Annotated in this window: 18 protein-coding genes; 8 read left to right on the top strand and 10 right to left on the bottom strand. The window is 30.9% G+C overall.

Annotated elements, in window-relative coordinates:
* Window position 1 precedes the first annotated feature (1 nt).
* The gene (locus RHP76_RS10315) at window positions 2-742 is read right to left on the bottom strand and encodes a hypothetical protein (protein WP_311230123.1); all 741 of its coding nucleotides are present in this window, start codon (window positions 740-742) and stop codon (window positions 2-4) included.
* A gap of 515 nt (window positions 743-1,257) precedes the next feature.
* Here RHP76_RS10315 and RHP76_RS10310 point away from each other — a divergent pair.
* The 8 genes from RHP76_RS10310 to RHP76_RS10275 all read left to right on the top strand — a co-directional run bounded on the left by RHP76_RS10310 (window position 1,258) and on the right by RHP76_RS10275 (window position 8,427).
* Window positions 1,258-1,446, top strand: coding sequence for a hypothetical protein (locus tag RHP76_RS10310; protein WP_311230122.1), 189 nt, complete (start codon window positions 1,258-1,260; stop codon window positions 1,444-1,446).
* On the top strand, window positions 1,433-1,612 hold the full coding sequence (locus tag RHP76_RS10305; RefSeq protein WP_311230121.1) for a transposase: 180 nt from the start codon (window positions 1,433-1,435) through the stop codon (window positions 1,610-1,612). Before RHP76_RS10310 ends, RHP76_RS10305 begins: the two co-directional genes overlap by 14 nt.
* Window positions 1,613-1,875: 263 nt before the next feature.
* The gene (locus RHP76_RS10300) at window positions 1,876-3,339 is read left to right on the top strand and encodes a tyrosine-type recombinase/integrase (protein WP_311230120.1); all 1,464 of its coding nucleotides are present in this window, start codon (window positions 1,876-1,878) and stop codon (window positions 3,337-3,339) included.
* A complete protein-coding gene (locus tag RHP76_RS10295; protein ID WP_311230119.1) occupies window positions 3,339-3,842 on the top strand; it encodes a hypothetical protein in 504 nt (167 codons plus the stop codon). The genes RHP76_RS10300 and RHP76_RS10295 overlap by 1 nt, the downstream gene beginning before the upstream one ends.
* Before the next feature lie 186 nt (window positions 3,843-4,028).
* Window positions 4,029-4,292 carry a helix-turn-helix domain-containing protein gene (locus RHP76_RS10290; protein ID WP_311230118.1) on the top strand — a complete coding sequence of 88 codons (264 nt, stop codon included), beginning with the start codon at window positions 4,029-4,031 and terminating at the stop codon, window positions 4,290-4,292.
* Window positions 4,293-4,442: 150 nt separating this feature from the next.
* Window positions 4,443-5,933, top strand: coding sequence for a hypothetical protein (locus RHP76_RS10285; protein ID WP_311230117.1), 1,491 nt, complete (start codon window positions 4,443-4,445; stop codon window positions 5,931-5,933).
* Between the two features lie 181 nt (window positions 5,934-6,114).
* Window positions 6,115-7,023 carry a ParB/RepB/Spo0J family partition protein gene (locus tag RHP76_RS10280; protein ID WP_311230116.1) on the top strand — a complete coding sequence of 303 codons (909 nt, stop codon included), beginning with the start codon at window positions 6,115-6,117 and terminating at the stop codon, window positions 7,021-7,023.
* A gap of 3 nt (window positions 7,024-7,026) precedes the next feature.
* On the top strand, window positions 7,027-8,427 hold the full coding sequence (locus RHP76_RS10275) for a recombinase family protein (RefSeq protein ID WP_311230115.1): 1,401 nt from the start codon (window positions 7,027-7,029) through the stop codon (window positions 8,425-8,427).
* 289 nt (window positions 8,428-8,716) lie between these two features.
* Here RHP76_RS10275 and RHP76_RS10270 read toward each other — a convergent pair whose 3' ends face one another.
* The 9 genes from RHP76_RS10270 to RHP76_RS10230 form a co-directional block, all read right to left on the bottom strand.
* On the bottom strand, window positions 8,717-9,517 hold the full coding sequence (locus tag RHP76_RS10270) for an SH3 domain-containing protein (RefSeq protein ID WP_311230114.1): 801 nt from the start codon (window positions 9,515-9,517) through the stop codon (window positions 8,717-8,719).
* Between the two features lie 109 nt (window positions 9,518-9,626).
* Window positions 9,627-10,322: a competence protein CoiA family protein gene (locus RHP76_RS10265; protein WP_311230113.1), complete on the bottom strand. Its 696-nt coding sequence runs from the start codon at window positions 10,320-10,322 to the stop codon at window positions 9,627-9,629.
* Between the two features lie 125 nt (window positions 10,323-10,447).
* Window positions 10,448-11,443 carry a class I SAM-dependent methyltransferase gene (locus RHP76_RS10260; protein WP_311230112.1) on the bottom strand — a complete coding sequence of 332 codons (996 nt, stop codon included), beginning with the start codon at window positions 11,441-11,443 and terminating at the stop codon, window positions 10,448-10,450.
* Between the two features lie 11 nt (window positions 11,444-11,454).
* A complete protein-coding gene (locus tag RHP76_RS10255) occupies window positions 11,455-12,138 on the bottom strand; it encodes a methyltransferase domain-containing protein (RefSeq protein ID WP_311230111.1) in 684 nt (227 codons plus the stop codon).
* A 77-nt stretch (window positions 12,139-12,215) separates the two neighbouring features.
* Window positions 12,216-12,416 carry a hypothetical protein gene (locus RHP76_RS10250; RefSeq protein WP_311230110.1) on the bottom strand — a complete coding sequence of 67 codons (201 nt, stop codon included), beginning with the start codon at window positions 12,414-12,416 and terminating at the stop codon, window positions 12,216-12,218.
* A gap of 47 nt (window positions 12,417-12,463) precedes the next feature.
* Window positions 12,464-13,207: a tetratricopeptide repeat protein gene (locus RHP76_RS10245; protein WP_311230109.1), complete on the bottom strand. Its 744-nt coding sequence runs from the start codon at window positions 13,205-13,207 to the stop codon at window positions 12,464-12,466.
* Between the two features lie 61 nt (window positions 13,208-13,268).
* Entirely contained in the window at window positions 13,269-13,736 is a 468-nt protein-coding gene (locus tag RHP76_RS10240; RefSeq protein ID WP_311230108.1) for a hypothetical protein, read from the bottom strand.
* Window positions 13,737-13,755: 19 nt separating this feature from the next.
* Window positions 13,756-14,898 (bottom strand): hypothetical protein, encoded by a 1,143-nt coding sequence (locus RHP76_RS10235; protein ID WP_311230107.1) that lies wholly within the window; start codon window positions 14,896-14,898, stop codon window positions 13,756-13,758.
* Window positions 14,898-16,175, bottom strand: coding sequence for an HlyD family secretion protein (locus tag RHP76_RS10230; protein ID WP_311230106.1), 1,278 nt, complete (start codon window positions 16,173-16,175; stop codon window positions 14,898-14,900). Before RHP76_RS10230 ends, RHP76_RS10235 begins: the two co-directional genes overlap by 1 nt.
* Window position 16,176: the final 1 nt, after the last annotated feature.

Raw genomic sequence — 16,176 nt, 5'->3', positions numbered from 1 at the left:
TTTAATCTTCTTGTGTTAAATCAATAAAACCATCTGTTCCACCTCCAGGCATATTAACCTCCAGGACAGACCAAACAAAACCGTCAAAGGAAATTATTCCGAAATTTTCAATCGTAACTCCTGAAGCATTTTCGTAAACTCCACTCCCTGCCCAAAACCATTTTGCTGATCCCGGCTTAATAATAATATTATCAGTAGGCCTTAAAATTCCTCCAAAGGAAGAATTTGCTCCTGAACCTTTAAGCAATTCTATCTGCTCCCTGTTTTCTTTGATATAGTCTACGATTTTCTGAAGCTTATCAAAGTTATCATCATTCGAGGTTAGTATTTCGCTGATTTTTGCAGTCAGCTCAAGCATTTCATTATCTTTTGCCTGAAGTATATTTACAATTTCCTCGATTTGCTCCTTTGTATAGACATTTCCTGTTTCTTCACCATTGTCTATAGTGGCTGCTGGTTTGATCTTTAATTTTTCTTTCCATTCTTCTACATTTCTGGCAGTAAGATTGGATGCATTAAGTCTTGCGAGCACTAAATCGTGTGCTCCTTCATCTTGCAGATGATTTGTAAAAGTTGTGCTGGATACCGTTTTTTGAAAAGTTTCATTTAAACCCGTTACCTCATCCATCCTGATGTTTTCATCTAAATGACGGAATGAAGAAAAGGTCTGCTGAAACTGATGTTCTTTGGGAATATCACCCTTTTCAAACCAGCTAAATATTGTTTTTAATGGTACTTTCATTATTATTGATAATTAGTTTTTATAAGATTGATAATTTGAGGGAGAGTCTGTTCTTGACAGACTTAATGTAGTTAAATAGAATTGTGTTTTTTGAACAGTTATTGATTTTTGGCCTCTTTTATCGCACTGTCAATTAGTGAATTATTAATATGGTTACAGCTTAGAAAACATATGTTTTTGCATGTTTTTTTGTAATTTTATTTTAAATCAACTCCATTCTTTTATATTTTTTCTACGCTGTTTTCTTGGTATATTTTTTTGACTTCAATGATCATTTACATTCTTTAGAGTGCAAATTTCATTGTTTTCCGGTCGTTATAAAAGTTTTTTGACCTCGCTATTCTGTAGTTGCAGTAACAAGTATTTTTAACCGAAATAAGATGGGGGTATTTTATAGTAGTACCATAAATATCAATCTCAAAAGTTGTGGATGTAGTGTTAAGTTTTAAATTTGGAATACGTATATTCCTGATGAGCTAGTAAAACTCTTGCTTCAGAATTTTTAGTAGAGTACTTTGATAATAGAAGAAGAAGAAGAAGAAGAAGAAGAAGAAGAAGAAGAAGAAGAAGAAGAAGAAGAAGAAGAAGAAGAAGAAGAAGAAGAAGTTGATGGAGTGATGGGAAAACGGGTTCTACTTCATATCAAAAGAAGGGGATGGATTGATAAAACCACTGGAGAATCTATCAATAATGAATCATTATAGAGAAATCTTAGCCTTTTTTAACCAAAGAAGCACTGATGCTTTTGCTGAATCTTTTAATGCTAAAATCAAAAACTTCAGAATGCAGCATAGAGGGGTAAAGGATAGGTCATTTTTCTTTTTTAGAATTAACCAAATTTTTTGCTTAGCCCACTACTTTTGTGCTTGATCCTTTTATGATTAATTCACTATCTACCTTTTTAATTTTCGAAAGGGAACAAAAAACAAAAACCATCCTTAAAAAAGGATGGTTTGTAGACCCACAGGATATAACATGTTGTATTTGTTTGTACTTTGTTGTATTTGTTTAATGTTTCAAAATGTTGATAAATAAACGCTTGTGTCTTATTGAATTCAAATGAGTTTAATTGTATTTAAAATTTAAGGTGACCAAAAAGGTGACTAAAGTTAGAATTTTTCGTATATTTGTATATGGCAAAAGTAAAAAGATACAGCAACGAAACAGGGAGTGTAAATTTCAGATTGAAAGAACCCACAAAAGAAATCTCCCGAATCATGGGGCGGTATTCGTTCAAGGATTTGAAAGTGGACTTTTCAACAGGTCTGAAAGTTGCTCCGAGCAATTGGGATTCAGATTCTAAAACTGTCACTTCTGGCGGAGATAAAAGAGAAATCAACCAGAAACTGGCTAAATTTAAAACTTCAATCGTTGATGCTCATAAAAATTTCAATGAGCATTACAACCGTATGCCGACAAAGGACGAGCTAAAAACCATTGTTGACAATGCAATGGCAGGTAAGGAGCTTATAACTGTACAGAAAAACAAAAAATCTTTTGATGACGTGTTCCAGGAGTTCATGAAAGTAACAGAACTTAAAATTGTACGTGCTGTTGCTTCGGGTCAGAAAACCCTGCACAGAAGTTATGTATCATCCTTCAAGACGATGTATCGGGATTTAAAGGACTTTGCGAATGAAAATGGTATCTTTCTGGATATCGATAAATTTGATGAGGTACAGTGTCTGGAATTTCAAAACTGGCTTTTGGGAACTGAAAGAGTGGGGGAGCTAAGTACACTCAAAACTCGGATAAAAAGACTGGCAGCAGTACAAAAACGTGCATTTGAAAAAGGGTATACGGACAACAGAAGCTATATGCAGGAGGAATACAAAGTTAAAGTACCGCCAACATTCCATTCAGTGCTGACAGAGCCTGAAATTAAGATGTTATATGAGCATGATTTTTCAGATGCTCCGAGATTAGAAAGAGTTCGTGATATGTTTGTGTTGGGCTGTCATACCTCACTTAGATTCGGGGATATTACACGTATTGAAAGCGGACATATTGACCATAACAGTAAAACTGTCAATATCCTGTTAAAGAAAAGTTCGGGAGTAGAAAATTATAAGACAGTCCGTTTTTCGTTTTTTGGTTATGCAGGAGATATCCTGAGCAAATATAATGATGATATCAAAAGTATTGCTATATCCAACCAAAATACCAATGAGTATTTGAAAGAACTTTTCAAAGCAATACCTTATTTTAATGAAAAGACAATAACCCGTGAACGCCCTACTAATGACGGAGTGGTATTTGAAACGATAAATTTTGCGGACAAAATAGCATTTCACGATTCCAGAAGGAGTTTCTGTACCAACCGATATATGGAAGGCTGGGATTTATTAGAAATCTGGCAGTATACAGGTCATACAGATGAATCTGTATTTAAAATGTATTTCAAACCGACCTTTGAACACGAACAGATAAGACAGGAGAGCATCAAAGCAAGAAACGAGAAATTGCAAAAAGTTGATTTACAGGCTAAACAGATTGACGAGCTACAAAGTCAAGTGCAAAAAATGAAAGAACTTATTGAGAGTGGAAATATGGAGCAGTTAGCTGAAATCATCAGTATCAACAAAAACGTTTCTTAATGCTGAATTTACCTAGTGAAAGTGAATGTGCTGAACGCCTGAAAGAGCTTGTTTTAGAGCGTGGATTAAGGTGTAAGTGCAATGATACAAGAGGTTTCTATTGGAAGAAAAATAGAGCCTGTTTCGAGTGTAAAAACAGAGGTTGTAAGGCAACCTTGTATTTGAAAGGATTAACCAAAATGAGAGGGAGTAAGTTCCCTTTTCGTGTTTGGTTAGGTGCTGTATATCTGTACGTAATAGACCAAAACGTAACAGCTACGGAAATGCAGGAGCAATTAGGTTATGATACATACAGTACAATGTGGCAGTTGTTGAAAACAATCAAAAAACTGGATGCTGAAATATCTGAACTTCGGGAAAAGTACAGGGCAGAAAATGACAATACAAATGCTATTCCTGAGCGTTTATTGCATTTATGGTGGCTTGACATTCGTCAGACTTTTATTTTTAGTGAGCCTTCGGAGGTTCAAAACAGTATCTGGAATTGGCTGATTGATTTTTAGGTGCTGTTCCGATATTTTACGATTTTAACAAATTTTAACTTTTCTCTCAGGCTCCCTGATAGATTAAGATTTGATTTTTTTTACGATTTACGGTTACGAAAGGATTAAAATGATTTTAATGCTTTTTGTTTTATTTTATGTAGTTCATAATTTTGTGGTGTTAAATAAGGTATAAAAGTAAATAATATGGACTATTTTAAAGAATTTTTCAAAAAAATCGAAGATTTAATTGATGATAAATTAAATCAATTTGAGTGTAAACTGGCAGAAATGTATAAGCCAGAAGGTAAAGAGTTAATGACAAGAGACGAAACAGCAGAGTATTTCGGGGTTTCGCTAGGTACATTAAACAACTGGTCAAAAAGTGGGGTATTGGTTCCTATCAGCTTCGGTGGCAGAGTGTACTATACCCGTGATGAAATTCAAGCAAAATTAAGATTGGCTTCTTAACAATCTTTTCCTGTGCAGGTGCGGTTTGATTACGTATAAAAAACCACTGTACACAAATCTCCAAAAATTTTAACAATTCAAGGTGTAGCTGTAGTAAGGAAACTACGGAGAGCTATTGCTATGCCTAATTTTTAACAAAAACATACAAATATGCAACAATACAAAAGCAAAAAATCAAACCGTAAAATCAACGTATCAGCCTTTTATCATAAGGACTATCAATGGAAAGTAATATTACCTACAATCATTGTAAACTACCTTCAGGAAAAAGTTCAGGAAAAACAACCGTTCAAAGGGTTCAAAATGGATAATGCCCTTTACTTCCTGAGTTTAGTTATCAGTATTCCTGCTTATCAAAAAGATAAAACGTATCTCTGGGGATATATACCTATGGATTCCCAACGATTAAAGAAAAAAGATTCCAATTACAGTAAATATTTTGAGTATTTTTTACAGATTGGTATTTTGCAGGGTAAAGGTCACTCAAAGGGTCGTACCTGCAAACGTTACCGATACAACTATGAAAACATCAATCTGGAAGGTGTAGAATGTCTGGATTTTTCGATATTTGAAATGACAGATAAATTTTTGACTAAAAACCTCCTGAGAGAAGATGTTGGCAACGATTGTCCACATCTTTCCAAATGGTTTGATGATGGTTTGTTCCTTGATGTTGACCGCCTGAATGATGAATTGTCGTCTGAGTTCTGTTACAATAAGTACGGTTTGAGCTACACCAGATTAAACCCAATAATGGCAAAAGCGTATAGTTATTGGTACACTGCGTTAATGTTTAGAGAGCAATGTTACCGTATTTCCCGTAATCCTGATTCGGATAACAGACTGCATACAAACCTAACCAATATGCCGTCTAAATTCCGCCCGTATCTGACGTATTACGGTGAAAACATTCAAAGTCTGGATATTAAAAACTCACAACCCTATTTTATGGTTTTAGTATTGGAAAGGTTGAGTAATAGTAAGATTATAGAGATTATGAGTAGAGTGTTTGGAAATGGTAATATAGGTAATATCCAGCAGAAATTACAACAAACCACGTCTAGTAAGGCGTTTCAGGAGGAATTTGCTCCGTTGAAAAAAGCTGTGTTGACAGGTAAATTTTATGAGTTTTTGATGCCACTCTTTCCAGATATTCAACCTGATTATGATGGAATGTTTAGAAAGTCCTTTTATGATTCGGATACTGACAAAGCAGAAGTAAAAGAGTTCCCGACTAAACGGGATTTGATGAAAAAACTCACTTTACAGATTCTTTATACTCCGCTCAAAAGACCATCAAAAGAATATCTGATATTCAAACAGTATTTCCCTTTGTTGTGCGAATGTATCGAAGTTTTTAAAACTACTTCTGATGAAAAAGATTCATTCAAGCTGTTTCCCATACTATTGCAACAGGTTGAATCCGATTGTGTGATTGATACGATTACAAAACAGATTGCAAAAACAAATCCAGATATGCCACTTTGGACGATACATGATTCTTTCTGTACGACACAAAGTTGGTTTCCTATATTAGAATCTATGGTGCAGGAGCTGTTTTTAAGCTATTCTCAGGGTGTTTTACCGAGTTTCAAGTCTGAGTTATGGTGTAACACTGATGAGTGCCTTAAAGTGGCTTAAAATGAAAATGATTGGCTTTACTTGTCTGGAATAGCGTTGTTGTTTTTTGGAAAATATATTCAGATTGGTTATGAGTTCATGTTGTTGTAATGTTTAGTTAAAAGAAAAATAATATCTGGCTTCAGATAATTGGGAGTAAATTTAGATAATTGATTTTATCAAAATAGTAAAATTTAAAATTATGAGTGAAAATGATATAAAAAGTCTCATAGATTCATTTAGACCAAGACCAGCTGTGTTTATGGAGTTATCAGTTGATGTTATCGAGGGAGACCCAAATCAACCCCGTAAGGCATTTGGATTAGGTGTTGGCGGTGATTATAACCGTCTTATGAAATCAATTTCTCATTACGGCATTGAAGACCCAATAAAAGTAAGCGAAATTGAAAAAGGCCGTTTTCTAATAATGGATGGGCATAGAAGATTTGCGTGTGCAAAAGAATTACAACTTAAAACTGTTCCTTGTCGTGTATACCCTAAAATGAGTGATGGCGAATTTGAAGCACGTAGATTTGAAATGCAAAACAATCGCAGAAGTTGGAAGCCTATGGAAAAAGCGAATGCTATTCATAAAATAAAAATAGAATATAAGGATGCTACAAAAAAGGAAATAGCGGATTTGTTGGGAATATCACAGGTGCATCTTTTTCATTTTACAGAATTAAGAGATATGAGAATGGAATATTTAGAGTTAATGTCTGAATATAATATGAAAGAATATCAACGAATTGCTTTTATGCAAATGCTTCCCAAATTAAGAAAGATTAAGCAATATGAAATTGATGATATTGTGAAAATATTATTTAAAAAAATTAGTAATAATGTAATGTATAGGGCCAGTGAATTTAAAGACCTGGGTAAAATTTTTTACAATGCATCTCTTCACGAAGAAGAAATATTAATCTTTTTAACAGAACCATTGAATACTGTTGCGGAACTATCAGAAAGGTGTCAGTTGTCAGGATTTTCAAGTCAAATTAAGATATTAATAAAAGAATTAAGTACAAAAAAGAATCTAAATGTTCAACTGACAGAAAAAGAAAGTGGCTTGCTTGACGACCTGAATAAACTTATGGAAGCCTTCATATAATACATGTTCAATACTGTTCAACAAATCTATAAAAAGGGAGTTGCTTATTATCGGCATTCTGCTGAAGATAAACAGGAAAACTCCGTAACAATTCAACGTGGCCATGTTGAACGGTTTGCTCTTGAACATAATATTACAATTATCCATGAAGAAGTTGATGAAGGGGTAAGTGGGCTTCTTGCAAATCGTCCTGGCTTTGAAAGACTTTTTGATAATTGGATTAAAAATGTTCATGCTCCAGATTTCGATTATGTATTAGTTTATGATGTTTCACGTTGGGGACGATTTCAAGACCAAGACCAAGCAGGGCATTATGTTTATTTATGTAAGAAACATGGTAAAGATGTAGTGTATGTTTCAAGAGGTTTTGTTGATGCTAATAATCAACTGTTCTCAAGTTTAGAGATTTCTATTCAGAGATACATGGCGGCTGAGTACAGTCGTCAATTAAGTGAGAAAGTATTTTATGGTTGTGTAAAGGTTTCACAACAGGGCTATTCAGCAGGCGGTACGGCAGTTTACGGAATGGCTAGACAGTTACTTGATGCAAATAAAAAACCTATTCGTATTCTTAATACTGGTGAACATAAACAAATAGCTAATGAGCGTGTTTCCTTTACCCCGAAAAATGATGAAACTACAGAAACTGTAAGAAAAATATTTGATTTATTCGTAAATGAAAGATTGAACATACCTGAAATTGCATCATATCTAAATCAAAGAAGAATATTTTCATCAAATAACAAACAGTGGGACAAATCAAAAATTATAAAAATTCTGACTGATGAAACCTATATTGGCACTCGAATATATAATAAAACATGGGAACGATTAAAGCAAAAATCTTATAAAAATCCACGTTCGGAATGGGTAATTGTACCCGATGCTTTTGAAGCTACAATTAATAAAGATATTTTTAAAAAAGCACAGGAAAAAATTTATTGGACTTTTCCCAGCAATTGGCGGAAAGGGATTAATGCTATCAAGAAAGCAAGGAAAAATATTTATAATGATATACGAAAATGGCTTTTAAGTAAGGGGGCTACAGAATTTGAAGCTGATGAGATAGTATCTGAGCTTCCTATCGTTTATAGCGTTAAACTTGAAGACAAAATTAATTCATATTGGTGTTTTTTGATTTATGAAAAAATGAAGAACTGTGATAATATTTTAGGGATAAGTGTATTGATGGAATCCAAAAAAAGAACAAATGAATTTTTTATGTTTTCAACTAAAGATTTTACATCAACAAATTTTCTTATTTTATCTGAAAATAGCCCACTGTATTACAGAACTAAAATTGAAACTAAAAATTTAGAAGAAATTGTTGGAAATATAATCAAGCAGTTCAAAGAATCTAAGAAGTGGTATAAACATAGATATACATTTGTTGATGAGTTGTGATAATTGTTTAGATAGAGTGTGTGTCGCCACTCAGGAAATTCGCGAGAAAATATAAAAAGTAAATAATTCAACCTAGATAACATAAAATTTGAGTTACGGGATTTGTACTAGCTAAATTTCAAACTTTGATAGGGGTAGATAGATAGGTTTGGGTTGAAAAGTTTAGGGGGAGGTAAAAAAGGACAAAATCGGACTATATATAAAGAGTAATTTGTACTGTAAAAATCAAAATGATTGGCTTTACCTGTCTGTGGTAGAACCAATCATTTTTTTATTTGTGAAAAATCATTTACCTACTAAAATTCAAATATTCCTTTCGAATCCAACCAGTTTCAGCAGTATTAGTTTTTATAACTAAACACCATTTTATATTATCTTTTAAAATTTCTACTTGGTCATTTTCTTGTAATATGAAAATTTCCTTAGATGAATTTTTGGGATAATTTCTTATTGAACATTTTTGATTTGCCTTTGCTAAAATATTGTTATTATTATAGTTGTTAATAATTTGGACTGTTGTGGGAGAATTTTGACTTTCTCCTTTAATTTTTTCTAATATAATTGGAACAAGAATTTGCTGAATCAAAAACAAAATAAATAATCCAGAATATTTGATAGATGGATTGCTGACAATATAGTTTTTAATTGAGATAACTAAATTATTGAATATCTCTAATGAACTCTCATCCAATTCTTCTGCATGGTTTGCTAACTCTTGTGCAAGTATTTCAATTTCTTCACTATTAGGTATTTGTATTGTTTCATTTACTAATATACTGGCAACTTGTGCCCAATAGCCAATAGAATTAATTTTTTTTAAAATTTCATTATCAAGCAGCTGTGTATTAATACTCTTCATGGCTGCAAGTGTTGGCTCATTAGATATACGGTCAAACTTCCTAACTAAATCATAAATGGAAGGTGTTAATACTATTTTTGTACTTTTATTAAATTCATCTAATATTGTTGAGTTACCATAAGCATTTAATTTTCTAGTTACCTCCATAAGAGGGGATGAAACAATACTATTAAGTTGTTCAGTAAAAGTGGACAACTTTCTTAAGTTTTCAAGGTTATTTAAATTTTTCATTTTTTCAATTTTCTAATCTTAATTTCAGGAAATAAACAAGCAGGCGGAAAATGTTCCATTGAAACAGCTTCATTGTCATACATATAGCACATTTTCTTTTCTTCCGCCATTATGCTTTATAGTTTTTCCAGATTTCTAAAATTTTTGCAGGATTTTCTCTAAACTCATCTTTTGAGTTTTCATGTAGGTATCTTTTAAAAAAATCCTCTTTGGTTATAAATGAACCTTTCAGGGTTCTGTCATGTATCCACATCTGTAATAGCTTATCCGATTTTGTATTGAAGTCTAAAAATAAATTAGATATTGTCAGACCTGCTAATTCTACTACCCAACGTCGGGGGTTCGTCCATGTGATGGGATAGTTTCTGCCATCTCTTCTGTCAAAATCAACTTTTAATCTGCTGTTCCAAAAATCATGGGCATCAACTAACCAAATTACTCGTTTATTTGAAAATTTTCGATAGAAAAATGTACGGTCTCTTGCTATTCTAATATCAATTGGGCTTTTCTGAATTTCAATTACGGTATCTTTATTTCCGATTAAATCTGCTCGGTGTTCGTTGTTTTCGCCACAAATTACCTCACAATAATTATCTAAAACAGGAAATTTCCAATTGTAGTGCCATTCAGATTCGTTCTCATATCCTTCTGGCAGCTGTGGAGCTCCACCAATATACGCCCAATATTGCCTTATTTCACCTACTTTAGCCTTAACCTCTCTCCCTGTCCACGGACATAACCCGATAGTTCCTGAACCTGCTTCTTCTGCTCGTAATCTTTTTCCATTAACATTTGCTATTACCATAATTGTGTTTTTGATGTTTGAATATGCAATTTAAAAAAATAACCTTGACTAATTTAATTTGGTCAAGGTTAATTATAGTTATTTCTTATCAAAGTGTAATAATAAATTAAACTAGAAAATGTTAATTACTCTTTTTTTGCTATAAATAACCAATTTCTATACACTTTATATGTGAAAGAATTTGAATCATTTAAGTGAGACGTTTCTACAATCTCATCTGTAATTGTTTCATAGCCATTATCTTCAAAAAAAAATCTAAATTCTTGGGCAGTAAGCATTTCAGATTCGGCAGAGAAAAAATAGTCTAAAGGTCCAAAATGAATGAAGTAACCATTTTCATTAATAATGTTATTTATTTTCTCAAACCATAACTTTAGTGCTATTACATCCGTAAAATAAATTGAAAACACAGCATCAACACTTTTTTCTTCTAGTGGAAGGTTTAATACATCAGATACAAAAAAATCAATTTTTCTAGTAATATCCCGCTTTACATCTTCTGAGATATATGCATTGTGTTTTTGAGCTACATTCTCTATTGCATAAATATTTTTCTCTTGAGGAACAAAAAAGTCAAAACTCTTATTTACCAATAGTTTATTAATATGCCAAAGCATTGAATAAGACTTGTCAGTAGCATATATTTTGTTGAAATTATTAGAAAATTCAACAGCAAGTCTACCGATTCCACAGCCTAAAAACAAAGCATTACCCATTTTAAGTGGTAAATTATGTTGAATAGATTCAACTGTGATGGAAATTTGCTTTTCATTTTCATCATAATAACACCAATCTCGGTGTAGATATAAATAATCCTTTAAAGTAGTATTAACCATATTATCTGAATTAGTATTAGCACTTAAAATACTGTCAATGTCTAAATATGGCTTTAAATTTTCAAGTAACTCTCTTATATTGTTGTAATTATGTAAGTATGCTTGTATTAAAGCATCAAAATAATCTTTTCTCTTATCTTCTTGGGAAATATATTTATGTAGTTTTATTTCATTGTATTTATTATGATTTGAAAGTAATAAATATGATTCTGCTAGATATTCTTTTATATCGTCAACATAAATCTTTATTCCATCAATTTCGGTATAATCCTTTGTGTATATCATTGTGTACTAATTTATTTTATAGCTAGAAATCCTTCAAAACAAACATACTTCATTATACTCATGATGTCTACAAAACCTGCTCTATGTAAAAGGTCAAGATTACCTTGAGTAGAGAACGGTTCTAATATGCCTTTTAAACTTCTAGTTTTGTCTAAAATTTCTTCTTTTGTAAATCCTTTTTCAATTTTAAAGTCAGTATACAGTGCTGTCAGTATATCTTGAAACCTAGCATCAGCCCCTCTGACTTTTTCAAATAATAAAAAAGCGCCTCCCCAATTTAAAGATTCATAAATTTTATCAAAAATAATTCGTCTGACTCTGGGTTTAATAAACTGTATTGTATAATATGAAATAATCATATCTGATTTTTGTAAATCCATACTTAGAATGTCATCACAGATTATCTCTATATTCTCGTAATCTTTAAGCTTATCATTTGCATAATTCACCATATCGGATTCAATTTCCACTCCGATAAATTTTATTTTTTTATTTTGATTATGGTCAGCGATTTTTTTTAGTAATGTTCCTGTACTGCAACCAAGCTCATAACAAACAGAATCATTTGATAGAAAGAAATCTGAAAGATTTGAAATTAAGGTATGTCCTTGCTCATATAACGGGACAGAAGATAATATATGGTTATCAAATTCCTGAACAATATTTCCAGAGAATTTCCAATTGGCATTTTCCATAGTTTTACTTTAGATTATTAAAATAAAAAACTCGTTAAAAACGAGTTTTGAGAAGTTAACTTTTAAGTTAGACGTTATTAAGGCCAGATACTATTAATCATATCTTTAAGACCATTCTTAATACCACTTGCTAATGAATCTGTAAATGGCTTTACACCACTAGTATTAGTAGTATGACAAGCTCCTAAAATTCCACCTGTCAATTTTTCTAATTCTTTAACGTCTTTTTCGTTCTTAACAGTTTCTTTCTTAAACTGCTCTAAAGTAAGTCTGCTCATTTGTATTATTTTTAAAAATTAATGTACCACAAATATATAATAAAGTTTTAATCTTCCAAATCTTTTTTCAGATTTTTCATCTCTTGCTGATAAACTTTATCAGATATATTTGTATAGGAGTCATTCATTATTTTTCCTTTACTATAAAAGTCCAATGCCTTATCAATAAATAAATTTGCTTGTTGTATATTATTTTGAGATTTCCAGATTAAAGCTAAATAATAGTAAGGTTCTGCATAATAGTCATAATTTTTTATCTGTTTTTCAAAATATTTTTTTGCTACCTCATAATTATTTAGTTCATAATATAATACTGCTAAATGATAATAATCAAATAACATAGGAGAGTACTCTTTCTTAGCCAGTTGCTTTTCTATAATCTGTATTGCCTTAAATTTGTCTCCAATTCCCTTATAACATAAGGCTTTTACAATTTCTAAATTATAATTTCCATTTTGAGATGAACCAACATTATTTTCGCCTACTATTTTTTCAAATTCTTCAATATCGTTAATAGCTGATTTATAATTTCTTAGAAATTGAAAATTACACCAGCCTCTATAAGCTAAATTAGATGTAGGATTAATTTCAACAGCTTTATCAATTAAAATTTTCCATGTCAGAAAATCTCCTCTTTTTAAGTATGGAACTGATTTTTCTCTATAAGCATAATCAAAATTTGGGCATAACTTAATCGCTTTATCAAAAGCTATCTGAGAGTATTTGTCACCTTGATATTGCTCGGCGAGATTTACCAATTCGCACGCCTTTTTACATTTTTCACTTTCCATCGCCTTACAGTTGATTTGTGCTACAAAAAAATTATTAAAGGGGAAAAAATATATTAATAATCTAAGGTAATATTTCTGTAACAATTCCATTATTTACTTTAAAAGTTAAATATTGATAATAATCGACATTTTCTCCTCTGTAATTTCCAATTAGCCAGCCGTCTAATCTTTTTACGAATTCTAATATGTGTGCAACAAAATTTTCATTAAATTTTAGCTCTTTATAATCTTGACTCATTTGTTGAATTCTAAACCGACCTGTTTTACCTTCACAATTAACTATAAATCTTATTGTAATATATCCTGATTCCTCCAAGATTGAGTTTATTCTATGCTTTTTCCAAAGCTCTAAAATTTCATACTTTTCTCCTTTGTATTGAAATCCCTTATTAAAATTATAATATTGATAAGATAGTTCAGGATGACAAATTTTAAAATCAGGATTGTCAAGTTTTGAATCAAATTCTATATCCCCTACATTATTTGGATATTTATTTTCTAAATTTTGCGCTGACAACTTATTATCCATAAAAAGTAATAAGAATAGATTAAGGATTAGTTTTATCAAAAACTTCATAGGAAAATACATATGGCTGATTTGAAACGTTATATGAATTGATTAAATCTTTCTTTCTATCGTAAATTTCATTATATCTTTTTGAAAAAAAGTTATACCATTTTTTTCCTTCTTCTTGATACAATCCAGAGATATTAAATTTGTCAATTCCTGACTTGAATCTTTTCATGTTACTCGAAAACCTTCCTAGTAATTCTTTATGTTGCCGACCTTCAAAAACATTTTTTTCTATACATATTTCCATACATTGATTAATATTCGATTGCGTAAACATTCCATGAAATCTTCCATATAATTCTCCATGGTCTGATTCATCTTTTGTTATTGTTGACAATTGTGTTTTGAAAGGAACTGTAAACAAGTCCATTTTTGAATGGTAAGTTAAAGTATTAAAAATCACATGCGCACCTTCATGTAAAATATGGTCTAGGAAAAAAATCTCATTATCATTTGTGTTTGCATTAAGGAAAATCATATTATGAGCCTGTATTGCGGCGAAAGAATATGGTTCACCGTTATATATTATCACTTTTTTAACAGCTTTTTTTATCAGGTTAAAGTATTCATTACTGGTTTCCTTAATTTTTTCTAACGCTACATTAAAATGTTCGATATGTTTATAATATATTTCATCTATTTTAACATCCACAACTGTTTCAGAATTATTTTTAAATAAGCTTTCAAGAAGTGGATACTGAGTTTTTATCAATTCAATGTTCTCATCCAAAAAAAATAAAGGTTCAAACTTGAAAAATACTTCAAAGTTGTTATCATCTTTTATGATAAAATTTTCATTGTTTTTTTCTAAGTACAGTTTTTGAGAAAATCTATCTGTATAAAAATATCCTATTTGAGGTATATATATTATACCTTTATTATTTGAAAATACAGATATTTTATCTTTTGGTATTTTCTCATATCCATAAATAATTGAATCTAACCAATCATCATTCGATTGAGTAATGTAGGCAAATAGTAATGGTTCTTGATAAATTGCATCATTTTCAAAATCTATCCTATCAAAAATATTCTCATGCCTTTGGTAAAGAAGAAGCTTTAAAGAGTCTATAACTGCTTCTTGACAATTGTCAAAATTGTTATAAAAATTCATCATTATCGTTGTTTAAAATTTCGTATTAATGTATATATAAATCTTTGAAGCAAGTTTATATCATCTGTGACTATTTCTGCTTGTCCTGTAAGATTATTTGGTGTTATTTTTTTATTGTAAGTTGTAATTAGACCATGGTTTAACCCTACAATGACATAATAAACATTTTCATTAGTTACATTTGTTACTTTGGTTACTTTCCCTTCTAAAACACCAAACTCCTCAAATGGGTAGTTTAATAATTTTATATTGACTTTTTGTCCTACCTTAACTTTTCCAGCTCTGTCAACTGGCATTTTAGCTCTGGCAAAATATTTTCCTGTATTTTTTGTTGGTACAACTGAAAATAGGGATTGCTCATTCTTAACATATTGTTCATTTTGCCAAATATCAAAAAAGTTTATCCTCCCATCAATTGGGGATTGAATGAGATATTTATTTTTCCAAGAAATTATTTGAGCTTTAAGCTCTTGTATTGCATTTTCTAAATTAGTTGTAAGTTCTATTTTTTGATTTTCTTTCTGCAAATTCAAATCAATATTTTCTTTCTGGATAATACTTTTATCACTTTCCAAATTAGAAATATTTGAATTATAGCTTTTGTATCTATTTTCTGTCTGAAGTAACTCAATTTGACTTTTTTCATATTCATTTTTTGAAATTACTCCCTGCTCAAAAAGTTCTTTATTTCTTCCATATTCTTTCTTTTTAACCTCATATTCTCTAAATGCAATACTTCTTTGATTATGAAAATCATTTTGGGCATTACTAACCTTCTTAATCCTGTCTTGATTTGAGCTAATACCTACAATCTGTGGATTAAATGTATTAAAATATTTATACTGACTTTGCGCTTTAATTAGCTCATTATAATATGGTTGAATTTCTCCTAACTTTAAACCCAATGGAATTATTATAGTCTGTATATTAGAGATATTATTAACTATTGAATCTATTATTTTTACATCCTTAGTTTTTGCAGGATTCTCAATTACCGCAAGCCATTTACCTTTTTGTATATTATTTCCATCTTGAACTGTAAGTTCATTAATTTTACCGTTTGCCCTGGAAACAATATATATGGGAGGGTTTTCAGAAGTAACATCTACCTGAGTTGCTACCACATCAGGGTATCTTATCATCCATGAAATCAATAATAAAACGATAATGAAAATAAAAAATATGGAATTTCCCCAGGTGATAATCCATGATGGAGTTTTTTCTAAAATTTCTTTTGAAAAATCACTTTGCTCATCTAATAAATCAATCTTACTTTTCATT

It is taken from the genome of Chryseobacterium sp. SG20098, from assembly GCF_031844745.1.
Classification (GTDB): domain Bacteria; phylum Bacteroidota; class Bacteroidia; order Flavobacteriales; family Weeksellaceae; genus Chryseobacterium; species Chryseobacterium cucumeris.
This window is presented reverse-complemented; position numbering and strand designations above follow the sequence as displayed.

Excerpts from the sequence above, each read along its gene's own strand:
- RHP76_RS10270 (WP_311230114.1), bottom strand. The coding sequence starts at position 9,517 with ATGAAAAATTTAAATAACCTTGAAAACTTAAGAAAGTTGTCCACTTTT.
- RHP76_RS10245 (WP_311230109.1), bottom strand. The coding sequence starts at position 13,207 with ATGGAAAGTGAAAAATGTAAAAAGGCGTGCGAATTGGTAAATCTCGCC.
- RHP76_RS10315 (WP_311230123.1), bottom strand. The coding sequence starts at position 742 with ATGAAAGTACCATTAAAAACAATATTTAGCTGGTTTGAAAAGGGTGAT.
- RHP76_RS10305 (WP_311230121.1), top strand. The coding sequence starts at position 1,433 with ATGAATCATTATAGAGAAATCTTAGCCTTTTTTAACCAAAGAAGCACT.
- RHP76_RS10300 (WP_311230120.1), top strand. The coding sequence starts at position 1,876 with ATGGCAAAAGTAAAAAGATACAGCAACGAAACAGGGAGTGTAAATTTC.
- RHP76_RS10260 (WP_311230112.1), bottom strand. The coding sequence starts at position 11,443 with ATGATATACACAAAGGATTATACCGAAATTGATGGAATAAAGATTTAT.
- RHP76_RS10285 (WP_311230117.1), top strand. The coding sequence starts at position 4,443 with ATGCAACAATACAAAAGCAAAAAATCAAACCGTAAAATCAACGTATCA.
- RHP76_RS10265 (WP_311230113.1), bottom strand. The coding sequence starts at position 10,322 with ATGGTAATAGCAAATGTTAATGGAAAAAGATTACGAGCAGAAGAAGCA.
- RHP76_RS10240 (WP_311230108.1), bottom strand. The coding sequence starts at position 13,736 with ATGGATAATAAGTTGTCAGCGCAAAATTTAGAAAATAAATATCCAAAT.
- RHP76_RS10235 (WP_311230107.1), bottom strand. The coding sequence starts at position 14,898 with ATGATGAATTTTTATAACAATTTTGACAATTGTCAAGAAGCAGTTATA.
- RHP76_RS10280 (WP_311230116.1), top strand. The coding sequence starts at position 6,115 with ATGAGTGAAAATGATATAAAAAGTCTCATAGATTCATTTAGACCAAGA.
- RHP76_RS10295 (WP_311230119.1), top strand. The coding sequence starts at position 3,339 with ATGCTGAATTTACCTAGTGAAAGTGAATGTGCTGAACGCCTGAAAGAG.
- RHP76_RS10255 (WP_311230111.1), bottom strand. The coding sequence starts at position 12,138 with ATGGAAAATGCCAATTGGAAATTCTCTGGAAATATTGTTCAGGAATTT.
- RHP76_RS10230 (WP_311230106.1), bottom strand. The coding sequence starts at position 16,175 with ATGAAAAGTAAGATTGATTTATTAGATGAGCAAAGTGATTTTTCAAAA.
- RHP76_RS10250 (WP_311230110.1), bottom strand. The coding sequence starts at position 12,416 with ATGAGCAGACTTACTTTAGAGCAGTTTAAGAAAGAAACTGTTAAGAAC.
- RHP76_RS10275 (WP_311230115.1), top strand. The coding sequence starts at position 7,027 with ATGTTCAATACTGTTCAACAAATCTATAAAAAGGGAGTTGCTTATTAT.
- RHP76_RS10290 (WP_311230118.1), top strand. The coding sequence starts at position 4,029 with ATGGACTATTTTAAAGAATTTTTCAAAAAAATCGAAGATTTAATTGAT.